This window comes from Verrucomicrobiales bacterium, from assembly GCA_016793885.1.
Taxonomy (GTDB): Bacteria; Verrucomicrobiota; Verrucomicrobiia; order Limisphaerales; family UBA11320; genus UBA11320.
The window spans coordinates 127,872-141,345 of record JAEUHE010000236.1; the positions used below are offsets into that span (position 1 = coordinate 127,872).

Consider the following 13,474-nt stretch of genomic DNA (forward strand, 5'->3'; position numbering starts at 1 on the left):
ACAGTGCGTGCGTCGGCGGTCATCCCGCCCGTCATTCGCTGATCCCGGGATCTGCTTCGAGCGTATCCGGTCGGCGATCTCGCAGATCCCCCGCTTGCTGCGCCAAGGCGAAACTAAAATCGCGGGCGCTGAAGGGCTTTTGAAGGAAATTGACGCCCGACTCAAGAGGTAGCCCTCGCGCCACGCTGTCGATGCAGTAGCCGCTGGTGTAGATGACTATCAGCTCTGGCTTGGCTTCTTGAAAATGCTTGGCCATTTCTTGACCGCTGATTCCGCTGGGCATGACGAGATCCGTGAGCAATACGTCGATCTCTTGACGGTGATCACGCCAAACGGCCAACGCCTCCAAAGGGTTTGAGGCTTCCAGGATGTGATAGCCTTCGTGTTCCAGCATGCTCTTGAGCGTCCACCGGACCGCGGGTTCGTCTTCGACTACCAGGACCGTCTTTCCGGGGCCAGTCTGGCACGCGGCGGCTTTGACAGGGGACTTCTCGATCTCCGGCACCGGATCCAGAACCGGCAGAAAGACGTGGAAACTGCTGCCTTGTTCCAGCTGGCTGCGAACCTCGATCCAGCCCTTGTGTTGCTTCACGATGCCATAGACGGTCGACAGCCCCAGGCCATTGGCCGACTCCCGCTTCTTGGTGGTAAAAAAGGGGTCGAAGAGGTAGGGCTGGAGTCGAGGGTCGATGCCCGCTCCGGTATCCGTCACCGCGATTCGCACATATCTGCCGGGGCGCGCCTCGGGGTGGGAGCGGCAGCCGTCCGGAGGATAATCCACCACCGAGGTTTGCAGGGTAAGGCCTCCCCCTTGAGGCATGGCGTCGCGGGCGTTCACCGCCAAGTTGAGCAGGACCTGCTCCAGGAGATTTCGATCACCGGCGATCAAAGGCAAGGGCTCGGTCGTCTCCAGCACGACCTGAATGTGATCTCCGAGGGTGCGACGGAGCAAATCGCCGAAGTTCCGTAGAATCTCGTTCAGCTGGAGTGGGGCTGAAACCACGTAGTTCCGTCGGCTGAAAGTTTGCAGCTGTCGAGTGAGTTCAGCGGCTCGTTCCGTCCCGTGCAAAAGCTGCTGCATGGCCTCCCGGCCCTTGGGACTCAGACCTTCCAGGTCGGCAAGCAGCTGTGCTTGTCCGCGAATGACCGTGATGAGATTACTGAACTCGTGCGCCACTCCGCCGGCCAGCCGGCCGATGCCCTCCAGCCTCTGGGAGTGTCGCAGCTGGTCCTCCAGATTAACCTGCTCGGTGGTCTCGACGACGAAGGCGTGGACCACTCCGGTGGAGCGATGTGGGAAGAACGACCACGAGAAGGTTCTTCCGCTGTGAGTCCAATTGATTCGCAGGCGATTTTGTCCAGTCAGCAACGAGGACTCCACCAGGGCTGGAACCTGCGGCGGAAGGCAGGCGGCCGGATGCTCACGACCAAAGGATTTCGCCATTTCCAGCGCCGCGTCGTTATAGTAAGTGAGGCGTCCGTCCGACCCAAACATCAGAATGGGATTGGGGTTTTCTTGAGCGAAGGTTGCGAGGTTGGAGATCGCGGTTGCGACTCGGCGCTGCTCGCGTCGATCTTCCAGCAGGTAGAGTCGAGAGGGCTGGCCGTGATAGCCGATCTCGGTGGCGTACAGGCGCGCCTCCAACGGAACCCCGTCAACTGTACTGAGGGTGAGATCCTGCACCAGAGGAGCCTGCGAGCTTATGGGATGCCCCAGTTGCTGCAGCAGGGAGTCCCTGGCTTCGTTGGAGACCCAACTGAGGAGACTCTTGCCGAGAATATCGAGTGGGGTTGGCGCATTGAGCAGGTCGGCCAAGGCCTGATTGGCATACATGATGCCATCGGCGCTCTCGATAGCCATGCCCGCGGGATTGAGTTCCGCCAGGGCTTGGAATCGTTGTTCTGCCTCCGCCAATTGATCGTCCGTCCCGGCCAGGTTCAACCTGAGATCCGTGGTCTCGACGGCGCGCCGCGTGGCGATGGGCAGTCGACTGAGGCAAGAACGGAACACATAGTCAAAGGCGCCATGAGCCAGTCCCTCAAGCGCTCCAGTTTCGCCTGGAGCGTCGGTGACCAGGATGACCGGCGGATGTCCGCCGAGACGGCGCAGAAGCTCGGCTGTGAGATGCGAGGTGAGCAGCGGGTGAGCTTGATCCAGCAGGATGGCGTGGTAGATGTGTCGCTGGCACGACGCGTGGATATCAGCCGGGTTGGTCAGCAGGGTGGCCTTGCCTTGCCATCCCGAGTCTTTGAGATGTTGAAGCCACAGCTCCGCATCCTCCTCCCTCGCATTGACGAGCAGAAGATCTGAAAGGTGCAGGCTCGGCGGTTCTACAGTCGGAGCGTTTGCTTGCATAGGATACCGGTCCCTGGATTGCCTATGTCTTCCTCGTCCAACCTGGCATCCCGCCCCTCCCAGGGTGAAACGACTGAGAGGCGGCCAGTGAGCCGAGGAGCACGACCCGTCTACGGCTTGATGATTCAATAAAGCCTATTCGAGCTGTTTTGTCACTTCCAAATCAGAAGGCTCCGGAGTAGAGAGAACATCGCTTCGACCAGGAGGCCTACCAATCGGAAGGGAATGGAAATCAGCCAAACCGCTGGCGCGAGGACTAGAGCCGCCAGTGCCACTGGCCAACAAAGCACCAGTAAGAGACACCACGCTACCAAGAGTATCAACACTTTCATAAACTCTAAGACCCGCTCGCGCGACAGAAAGTGACAGAGAAATTTCCGCTCGCCTCGCGTCCCGTCCGCACTTAAGAAAGAGGGGTGAACTCCCCTATCGCTGGACCACAGGACTCGTCTGCTGCCGCCGGATCTACCCCCCGGCCGGTGGAACGACTCAAGGATTTGTCACCCCAGCAGTGGAAATCGGGGATCGCCGCGTGGTTAGGATGGCTGTTTGACGGCCTCGACATGCACCTCTACACGATCGTGGCGATTCCTTTCGTGACTCAACTGCTTCACGTGGAGAGCACCAAGGATCCTGCTGTTGGCCAATATAGCTCCATCATCCAGGCCGCTTTTCTGGTGGGGTGGGCTTTGGGTGGAGGTTTCTTCGGACGCATCGGTGACAAGATCGGCCGTAGCCGTGCCCTCAACCTCACGATTCTAACCTACTGCCTTTTCACGGGCCTGTCCTTTTTTGCCCAGACCTGGTGGCATCTGCTCATCTTCCGCTTTTTGGCCGCGTTGGGCATCGGGGGCGAGTGGGCCGTGGGGGCCTCCCTGATTTCTGAAACCTGGCCCAAGCAATGGCGACATTGGATGGCTGCCATTCTGCAGACCGGGGTAAACCTGGGGGTTCTGCTGGCCACGGGTGTGGTTTGGCTAGTCGCCACCATTTCCAAGGAGATGCAGGCGGAGCATACCGAACGGTTTGTATTCCTGGCAGGGATTCTTCCAGCCCTGCTGACGCTTTGGATCCGACGTCATGTTCCTGAGCCGGAAGAGTGGCACCAGGCCAAACGCGCGTCCAAGGAGAAGGAGCCGGGGATTGTCGACCTGTTTCGAGGATCGGTGCTTCCGACCACGTTGCGCACTCTCACGACCTGTGCCGTCACTCTGACCGCCCACTGGGCCTTTCTTTTCTGGTATGTGGTGCACTTGCGAAACTTGCCGGAGATTCAAACTTGGACCGCCGATCAGAAAAACGTGCTGGCGAGCCAGGCAATGTTCGTCGTGATGGGGGTGTCCATTTTTGGCAATTTCCTGGCGGCGGCCTTGGCCAGGCTCATCGGTTATCCGCGGGCCATCGCGTTGCTGTGCGCCGCCTACTTTGCCATCATGTTTGCGGGCTACTCGAAGGATCGTCCGTTGTCGGAGTTGTGGTGGTTCCTAGTCGGCATCGGATCCTGCCACGGGATCTTCGCCCTTTTTACCATGTACCTTCCACCCTTGTTTCCCACGCTCTTGCGCACCACCGGCGCTGGGTTTTGCTACAATATCGGCCGGATCGCCGCCGCCATTGGCACCGTGGTATTCGGTGTTCTGCCCGCCATTAAGGGCACGGCTGCCATTGGCGACTATCGCGAAGCCTTGATGTATGCCAGCTTCCTGTTCATTCCCGGCTGCCTGATCGCCTTGACGATGCCTCAGCTCAAGCACGAGCCAGCTGCAAGCAACACCTCCACCCGCCGAGCCTGACGCCTTCCATTTCCCAAAACCGCGTATGTTTTCTCTTACGAACCGAATCTCCTTGGTGACGGGCGCTGGCAGTGGCATTGGTGCCGCAATCGCGGAAACCTATGCCCGAGCTGGGGCGTTCGTCTTCGTGTCGGATCGCGATGAAAAGGCCGGGCGCGAGACCTTGGCTCGGATCTGGCAATCGGGCGGGGCCGGGGACTTTGTGGAGTGCGACGTCGCTCAGGAAGCGGACGCCAACCGGGCGCTGCAGCAGGTGATGGCCTTCCAAGGTCGCCTGGATATTCTGGTGAACAACGCGGGCATCGGTCACGTAGGCACCATTCTGCAAACCACCGCCGCCGACCTGGATCGGTTGCATGCGGTCAACGTTCGGGGGGTTTTCAATATGTCGAAGGCTTTCCTGCCCGGGATGCTCTCGCGTAAGCAGGGAGTCATCGTGAATCTGGCCTCGATCGGCGGGGTAGTTGGAATTCGTGATCGACTGGCCTACTGTGCCTCGAAGTTTGCGGTGGTGGGGATTACCAAAGCGATGGCCCTGGACCACGCCCGCGACGGTGTCCGCATCAACTGCATTTGTCCCGGACGCGTGGAGACACCCTTCGTGGCCGCTCGGCTCCAGGAATATCCCGACCCCCAAAAGGCGTATGAGGAGATGGCCTCGACTCAAGCGCTGGGCCGCATGGGCCGCCCGGACGAGATTGCAGCAGCTGCACTCTATTTGGCTTCGGATGAGGCCTCCTTCATCACAGGTACCGATTTCATCATCGATGGCGGTTGGAGTGCGGGTAAGTAGCGGGCGGCTGACTCTGGAATCAGATTGGGTTTCCTCACCCCGACTCCGAGTCGGGGTGATTGCTAGCAGGCCGTCATCCACAAAAACCGAGAACCTACCAATAGCCCGGGCGGGCACCTCGCAGAACGATATTCTAAGTCCGACGGCCTGCTAGCTGAACCTTTTGGCCGTACGGCCGATATTCAGTAAGGGGTGACGAGACCGATCCAGCTCAGCGGAGTTGAATCGGCGAGAAGGTGTGCTATCGCCCTTAGCTTAGAATCGATGAGACCGTTTCACATTCGAAGTCGTGTCTGCGAGGAGGCCGCATGAGATCCCGCGCACCAGCCGTTTCGCCGGTTAAACTCTTCTTTAAGGTCATCCTGGTGGTCTTCCTGGCGGAGGCTGGCGTCATGATCGTGCTGTCCAGGTTCCCGCCGATGAGTCATGCCTTGGAGGCTGTGGTGGATGCGAGCGCGCTCTCGGTCATACTATCCCCCTGTCTGTGGTGGTGGCTGGTGGTGGAATCGCGTCGGCGCCAGACGGTGGAGAGGGAGTTGGAGTTCCAGCGCCACGCGTTGGATCTGCATGCGCTGGTGTCCGAGACCGATGCCGCTGGCAGAATTACCTATGCGAGCGATCTGTTCTGTGACGTCAGCGGGTATGCGCGTGAGGAACTACTGGGATGCAAGCATAGCATCGTGAATTCAGGACACCATCCCGGCGAGTTCTGGAAGGACATGTATGCCGAACTGGCTCGCATCGGGGTATGGCATGGTGAGATCTGCAATCGGGCTAAAGGTGGTCATCTCTATTGGGTTTCCTCCACCATCGTGGCCTTTAGGGATGGCTCTGGGAAGATCACTCGGTATGTAGGGATTCGGACCGAGATTACCAAGCGGAAGTTGGTGGAGCAGGAATTGGAACGCTCGCGTGCCAACGCGGAGGCGGCCACTCGGGCCAAAAGCGAGTTCCTGGCGGTGATGAGTCACGAGATCCGCACTCCCATGAACGCCGTGCTCGGGTTTACCGACTTGCTGACCGAGACGCCCCTTACCGACATCCAAAAGGACTTCGTTAGAACGATCCGGCAATCGGGGGCATCCTTGTTGACGCTCATCAACGATATCCTCGATTACTCCAAGATCGAGGCAGGCAAGCTCAACCTGGAGTTGATGCCTTTCGATCTACGTGAGACCTGCGAAGCGGTGCTCGGGCTTCTCGTTTCAAAGGCCTACAGCAAGGGGCTCGAGATCGCTTTGGTGGCCCCTCCCGCTCCGCTGGCGTTGGTGGCGGATCCGACTCGGGTGCGGCAAATCCTGACCAATCTCGTTGGCAATGCCATCAAGTTCACCTCTGCCGGCTATGTCCGGGTGGAAATTCGGGTATTGCCCCGCGTTGGCCAGCCCACCGCCGGAGGCCGGGTGCAAGTCCGAGTCTCCGACAGCGGCATTGGGATTCCTTTGGCGAAACAGCATCTGTTGTTTCAGAAGTTCACGCAGACCGACACTTCAACCACCCGCAAGTACGGGGGGACCGGGCTCGGGCTAGCCATTAGTAAACAGTTAGTTGAGATCATGGGGGGAACGATCGGCGTGGAAAGCGAAGTGGGGAGAGGTGCTTGTTTTTGGTTTGATTTCGCGCTGCCCGATTCCCCGATCGACCTGCCCGAAGCCGCTTTTCCTCCGTCGCTCCATCTACCCAACGGAGTGCTCTCCATCAGCGCATCCGCTCCGCATCAGGAGGCCGTTGAGGCCATGCTGGCGGGATGGGGAGTGAAGTGTGTGGCTGCCCAGAGTTCCGCCGAAGCCATGGAGCGTTGGCGTGAGGCGGAGCGCGAAGGTCGGCTGTTCGATGTGGTCTTGTTCCAGGTTGTCACTCTGGGCTCGGAAGCCAACCGGGGCGTCGAATCGTTGCGGAGCGACCTGAACGTGGCACCTGGACGGATCGTTTTGTGCCAACCGGCTGGGCAAGAGTTGGACGGCTATTTGAACCTGCGTACCCCGTTGCTCCGTCCGGAAACCCTGGCGGCGGCTCTCGCTCAAGCCAGCCAGAGCGGTTCGAACAAAAGCGCTGCCGCCGCCTGAGACCTAAAAACCTCCCGCTTGCCTCTCACTAAGGCACTAAGCTCACGAAGGTCCGGCCACGATCGGCGTGGATCGGATCGCGAGTCCAACTACACGTTTCTAGATTGACTGCATCTGTTCACCGGTCCAAATAGGGGTGAAGCCTAGCCGATCTCTGTACCCGGAAACGGGTGCGTGATTGTCTGTCCCTACCACTTCGAACACAGACGCTGCTTTATGAAACTCAGATTCATCCTCGCCGCCGGTTTCGCAGTCCTTTGGACTTTCCACACTGAAGCACAGGAAGGTCCGTTCGATCCAGAACAGTGGCCCCCGACAATCAACCTTGAAAAGCGGGTTCATTTCGTGGTCACCGATGAAGGCCTGGAGGCTCCCAGCGGAAACTGGCTTGCCAACGAGCTTCGCATCCTCACCGGCGGAGACCAGCAGACCGAGCCCATTACGATCGGAGGACATACCGGACGGAAAGCGACGAGCGTGACCATCAACGTGGCGGACAAGTCATGGCGCGACTGGGCTGAGACCGAGACCATCGATATCCTGCTGCAAGTTTACGGAGACGCGGGGCTCTACGATGCGCAGGGCGCTCTGCGCGGCGTGGACTTCCTACTCGGCACGGTTCCTCCTCAGTTCCTCAGCGTGCAAAACGGAGGACCGATTCCGTTGGAAGCAAAAAACGGCCGATGGAATTGGGTGTTGTTTCGCATCACCAACGGGATCCGCCCCGACGGAAATCGATTCGTCGGTTCCCTGGCGGAGGGCGCGACCGGGTTCACTGAATTCGGAGGCGTCAATGGAGGGACCATCCGGTTGCAGGTCATCCCCAACCTGATCGTCAGAGTCGTGGCGTTCGGGGAACAGGGAGCGTTCGGGGAACGCGAACAGATCAATCTCTTCCTACCTGCGGACACTTGTGATCCGGAACCGATCACCAATCTGGTGGGCCTCGATATCCAAGCTGGCACGACCAATCATTTGGAAGTCCTGAACGACGGCGACCAAACCGTGGTGGCCGTTGAAAACATCGGTCCGCTCGGAGACCAGCGGCGGGCGGTGAAAACCACGGGACAGTACTTGAACTTAGGAATCACGGATGCCTTCCTCGGAGCTCCGTGCAATGAGCCACGGACGATGAGGGTCTGCCTGGACTTTTATGATGCTCCCGAGTTTGGCGGCTCCAGCGTGGTTTTCGGCCCGGACAGCTATGCAACCGATGCGGTCGGCGGCACCGCCTCGCTTCCGGTGAGCCAGCTGCAAACGTTGGCCGGGACGGGACGCTGGATTCGTCGTTCGTGGACACTCCCGGCGGTCAACCTGAAGGGAGTCGGCACCGGGGCGTTCACCGGAGGACCTCGGTTCGTTGCACAGGGGGGAGCCGTGGCCGTTTCGAGGGTAGAATTCGAGGTTTACCGCACGGCGGGGCATCCGTTGGCCGGGCAGAACCTGCTCGCCGAGTGCTACGTGGATCCCGCGATTTGTGACGGTGGGTACGGGGACTACGTGGAGTTGGATCTGGGCCAGGACCTGAAGAATGGTCTCGATTTGGGGACCTCGGGCTTTGATCAAGAGATGGTGGTGGCCGAAGCCGGGCCGGACAATGATCGTCGGTTGGCAGTCCGTGCAGCGCAGGAGGATGGCACTCCGCCGGCGGATACGACATTTAACTTCGCCATCACCGGTCAGGCACTGGGACCTTCAACCCAGGACAACGCGCGGCTCGCAGTGTGCGCGACCTATTACGATGACCCAGCTCTGGCGGGCCAGACATTTGGACCTCAGGTCTGGGCCACGGAGGTGACGGGGGGACCCACCTACGCCTTTCTGCCAGCCGTGGGGTATGAACGGTTGCGGGGAACTGGCGGTTGGCGAACTGCCTATTGGGAGCTCCCGGACGTCAAGTTCACCGGAGTGAATCAAGGGCCGCAAGCGGGGCCGCGTTTCATCTCCTCAGGCAAAGTGTTCGTCACCCGGGTGCGTTATGCCGTGATCCGGCCTTGCGGCCCCCGGGCCAGCCAGAACCTCCTGGCCGTTTGTAAACCCTCAGAAACGCCTCAGCTTGCGATCAGTCCGGAACCAGGCCGTGTGGCCGCACTGAGTTGGCCGGCTGCGGCCCAGGCCTTCTTGCTAGAGCGAACCGCATCGCTGTCCGTGTCCGATTGGCAACCGGTCGCCGACGTCGCCGCGCTGGATGGAGACACCTATCGACTCCGGGTGAGGACCGACACCACGTCGTTTTATCGGCTGCGAGGGGAGTAAGGGAGGAGGTCCGTGATTCCCAGTGGGTTGAGCGCCTGAGTAAAGATGGGGGCGGATGATCGTTCCGCTTCTCGCGGCAAGGTAGGGCGAAACTCTGTTTGAGCCCCGACTGGCCCGAGGTGTGCGAACCGCGGACGACGCTGCGTCGCCGCGAGTCGATGCGTTGTCTATCAACCTTAGACCCTCCGCGGAGTGGTCCACTGGTTTTCGGAGCCTGGGGGACGCGTGGACTCAACGAGATCAGAACTCAATTGGAGGGCTCCGCGATCCAGTCCCGCCCTACCATCGTAAGCAGATACGGTCCTTTTTGACACGCCTTTGGCACTTGTCGCCGAGGGGAATCAGCCTATCATGCCCGCACTCAGAACTACCGTTTTCAACCACCAAGAGTATGAAAAAACAAAACCCATTTGTCTGGATGTTCCTGGCCGCCCTTGTCTTTCTCCCCCGTTGTTCGCAAAAACTCAGCGCCGCTTCTCACACGGTTGAGTTTAACAACTTCGCTTTCACTCCCGCCGACCTCAAGGTGAAGGTAGGTGACACGGTCACGTTCACGAATCGGGGTGGATTTCACACCGTGACCGGAACGGGCACGGACCCGCTCTGTGGCGATGGCCAAATCCCAATCTCCTGCCAGCGGACGTTCACGACACCAGGAACTTTCCCGTACCGATGCATTTTTCATACCGGCCAGGGCATGACAGGGAAAATCACGGTCGAGGATGTGCCCGTGGAGAAACCGAATGTCGTACCCTTTCGTCTCAATGGCTGGAGTGACCGGCTGGTCGTGACGCGATCCACCGGGGGCAATATCTCCGACCCTGATTTTTTTAGTGACCAGGACATCTGGGTTGACTGGGCTATCGCGAACATCTCACTCACCGCCGGCATTCCCAACAGGTTCTTCACGGAGCTGGTGCTGGATGGTGTTTCGAAAGCCTCGTGGTTTCACGAAGGACTGACCCCAGATACCTTCAACAAGATTGAGGACTACAATCTTGGCCAGCTGCCGGTCGGCGAGCACGTGCTCACCCTGGTCACCGACCACACCAGTGTGGTCGATGAATCGAACGAGTCTGACAATTCCTACTCAGTGAACGTGCGGGTAATCAAGCGACCCGGCGCCTCCCACATCGTCGAGTACGGGAAGAACGGTGCCAACGTTTTCACACCTGCCGAGTTGACCGTAAACGTTGGTGACACGGTGGTCTTTCTGCACGCCACTGGATTCCATACCATTACGGGGACTACGCCGGCCGAGCCGTTCTGCGGCAATGACGCCATTCCGAGCGCCTGCACCGTTACCTTCAATAATCCGGGCACTTTTTCCTACCGCTGCCTTTTTCACCCGGGCATGGCGGGTGCGATCACGGTCCGCGGTTCTCTCTCCTTGGAAGCGGCTGCCCATGTCGAGGGGCCTTATGAACCCCTACCAAGCGCTGCCGTCAATGCGGTCGACCACACGGTAACGGTTTCGCTACCTGTCAACCGGACCTTTTGGCGGCTGCGCGCCGACACCGCGCTGCGAATCACCGAGATCCGAGTCGTGGCGTCCACCATCGTGCTCCGCTACGAGGAGTAGCTGCAAATCTGCCAGGGTGCGGAGGTGTGTTTGGGGGTGCGGTCCGGGGATCTTCGCTGCGCTGCGATCGCCCGGCTAATTTATGTGACCCCGCAGGGGTCGGGAACTTGGCTCCAACGGAGGTCGCAAAAAGCTCGACCGTTTTCCCAACCTGCCATCCGGCCGCCGCCAAGGCTACCGCGGGACAAGTCCCCCGTCGGTCTGGTGAGCTATGACGGGACGGGCCTCATGGACCGGGGTGATAGAAGGGAACTGAGCTTCAAACCCGCCTCGGTCGAATCCCGGGGCAGGCGTGAAGTGGTTTCGGGGGGATGATCGCCCGCTGGTTCCGGGCCGAAGCGCTCATGACGATGTCTTGGATCAGTGATCGATGAAGAAGGTCTGGCTTGTGTCCCGAAGGATCGTTTGGAAACAATGTTAACCTATGGCACACAACTCATGGACGAGACAGTGGCTTGGACTCAGCACGGCATGGATGCTCCTGGCGGGAACGGCTCCTGCAGCTTCGCCGGCCAACGATAACTTTGCCGATCGAACAGTCCTGGAAGGCGATTCCATAGCCGTCACCGCCCGGTTTCTCGATTCGACGATTGAGGCATCGGTCGGTGACCCACCTTTGCCAGGATTTGAACCCGGCATGTTACCCTTCACCGGGTTCGAATCGAGGCATTTCGGTTCGCTTTGGTGGGAATGGACCGCGCCTCGGTCCGGAAGTGTGGTGCTCACCATGGCTCCCACCCCGGACGAGCCAATGCTCCAGTGGTCGATCGCTGCGTTCAACATGATGCGCTCGTCGGACTCCCACCCGGCTTTGGGTCTGCTGCATCCTCCGCCGTTCCATTATGAACGCACCCGATATTGGGCGACCCGATCTTGGCTCTCACTGCCATACCAGGGACTTGCCTACCATGTGATCGCGGGGCAACGGTATTTCATTTATGGGGTCGGCGTTCTCACCAACCCCGCACCCGTGTCCTTCCGGCTGCAGATGGCCGGAGGACCGGTGATTCTTCAGAATCCATCCGACGTCCAGATTTCCGCCGGTGAAAGCGGATTGCTGAACGTTGTCGCCCTCGGAGTTCCCCTTCCGAGCCGGATAGAAACTGAACACCCGCTCCTCTACGCGTGGCTGCATCACGATGAGCCGATACCGGGAGCGTCGAACTCGGTTCTGCCGCTGTTGTCTGTGTCCGCCCAGGATGTGGGGGAGTATCGTGTGGTGGTGACGGATGCGGAAGGGAGTGTCACCAGCGCTGTCGCGCGCGTCGACGTGGTCAACCAGGAGCGACCTCCGGTCCTAGAACCCGTCAAGAGAGACGCGGGTGGCGTCGGGGCGAGCCAACCACCGGGTTGGAGGCTATCCGGCGCTCCCGGGCGCACTTATGTCATCGAGTCGTCCGCGGACTTGGTCCGTTGGGGCTGGCAAGGGGTGGAGCCGATGAGCGGGCTGACAGCGGAGCTTCTCGTCACTCGCGCCGGCGGCTATCCTGGGGTCAATGCTCCGTCTCATGTGCGAATCAGGCGTGAGCCCTTCGTGTTCAGGCTGGGGGGAGAACTTCGGCCGCGGGTTTTCCTGAGGGCTCGAAGGGCGACACCGTTTGATTCGCGGCGTTGGACGGGGTTGGATGCGTTGCAGTATGCCAAGGAGGACTATGGGCGAGACGTTCGAGGGCAAAGAGGGGTTTACGATGTGCCGGCGCTGCTGGATATCTCACGGCGGCTGCCGAGTGTCCTGTACCCCGAGCTGTTTGGAGTCAACGGCGTCGGGGACTGTCTCGGTCAGGTTATGCCGGGAACGCTGCGTTCTCTACCCGTATGGCCATGTCTCCCGCTGGATGACGCGTTGATAGATCCCAATTACTACTTTTTGGCCAATCCAGCTGGGATCTGGGATCCGGCCCGATAGACTGGAAAGGTGGGGGTAGGGGTTTAGTCGCTGTCCAAAACATCCGATCTCCTGGGCGTATGGCGACGAATATCAAGGCTGCGCTCACCGGTTGCTTCCTCCTGCTCGTGGGGGGAGGACTCGCGTTTTATGGCCTCAGCTACACGATGCTGATTTCGGCATTGGCTCGCGAGGGGGTAGTGGCCGAGGCGAAGGTTCTAGGTCATGAGCAAGGACAATACTCCCGACGCAGCTCCCACTACAGTCTCACGGTGGAGTTCACTCCAGCCCAGGGCCCGGTGGTCACGAAGACTCTGGACGTCGATGGATCGACGTATCGGCCGGCCGTGGAGACGGGGCGAGTTCAGATGCGCTACCTTCCCAATGATCCTGAACGATGCATGGCCGGGGATATGGCCATCCTACCCTTTCAGATCATCGGCGGACTGGGCTGCGTGATGGTCCTGCTGGCACCGTTAGGCTGGTGGTTGACTCGTCGTGAGGCAGTTGCCCGTGAAGCCAATCGCCACGCTCGCCCGGAGGCCTCTCCCGAGCTCGTTGAAAAGTGATGCGGAGGCCAAGTAATCGTCCGACACGGACGACGCTAGTGCGACTGTGAAGCGCACCAACATAGCAGGGTGAGAGTCCCTGTCAGGCCTATGTTCACCAGGCCTGTGACTGAAAGTAACTGCGGCACAGCAATGTGACCGTGGAGAGCAACTGGAAGTGAACTGCCAGTCCGT

The 13,474-nt window shown here is 59.8% G+C and carries 8 protein-coding genes; 7 read left to right on the top strand and 1 reads right to left on the bottom strand.

The window, feature by feature from the left end; translation table 11 throughout:
• Nucleotides 1-31: 31 nt before the first annotated feature.
• On the bottom strand, nt 32-2,356 hold the full coding sequence (locus tag JNN07_26135) for a response regulator (GenBank protein ID MBL9171239.1): 2,325 nt from the start codon (nt 2,354-2,356) through the stop codon (nt 32-34).
• 563 nt (nt 2,357-2,919) lie between these two features.
• Between JNN07_26135 and JNN07_26140 the strand changes: the two genes are divergently transcribed.
• The 7 genes from JNN07_26140 (at nt 2,920) to JNN07_26170 (ending at nt 13,300) form a co-directional block, all read left to right on the top strand.
• Nucleotides 2,920-4,149: an MFS transporter gene (locus JNN07_26140; protein MBL9171240.1), complete on the top strand. Its 1,230-nt coding sequence runs from the start codon at nt 2,920-2,922 to the stop codon at nt 4,147-4,149.
• 25 nt (nt 4,150-4,174) lie between these two features.
• Entirely contained in the window at nt 4,175-4,942 is a 768-nt protein-coding gene (locus JNN07_26145) for a glucose 1-dehydrogenase (GenBank protein MBL9171241.1), read from the top strand.
• A gap of 308 nt (nt 4,943-5,250) precedes the next feature.
• Nucleotides 5,251-7,008 carry a PAS domain S-box protein gene (locus tag JNN07_26150; GenBank protein MBL9171242.1) on the top strand — a complete coding sequence of 586 codons (1,758 nt, stop codon included), beginning with the start codon at nt 5,251-5,253 and terminating at the stop codon, nt 7,006-7,008.
• A gap of 216 nt (nt 7,009-7,224) precedes the next feature.
• Nucleotides 7,225-9,264: a hypothetical protein gene (locus JNN07_26155; GenBank protein MBL9171243.1), complete on the top strand. Its 2,040-nt coding sequence runs from the start codon at nt 7,225-7,227 to the stop codon at nt 9,262-9,264.
• Nucleotides 9,265-9,655: 391 nt separating this feature from the next.
• Nucleotides 9,656-10,846: a hypothetical protein gene (locus JNN07_26160; GenBank protein MBL9171244.1), complete on the top strand. Its 1,191-nt coding sequence runs from the start codon at nt 9,656-9,658 to the stop codon at nt 10,844-10,846.
• Nucleotides 10,847-11,270: 424 nt separating this feature from the next.
• On the top strand, nt 11,271-12,752 hold the full coding sequence (locus tag JNN07_26165; GenBank protein MBL9171245.1) for a hypothetical protein: 1,482 nt from the start codon (nt 11,271-11,273) through the stop codon (nt 12,750-12,752).
• A 59-nt stretch (nt 12,753-12,811) separates the two neighbouring features.
• Nucleotides 12,812-13,300: a DUF3592 domain-containing protein gene (locus JNN07_26170; GenBank protein MBL9171246.1), complete on the top strand. Its 489-nt coding sequence runs from the start codon at nt 12,812-12,814 to the stop codon at nt 13,298-13,300.
• Nucleotides 13,301-13,474 lie beyond the last annotated feature (174 nt).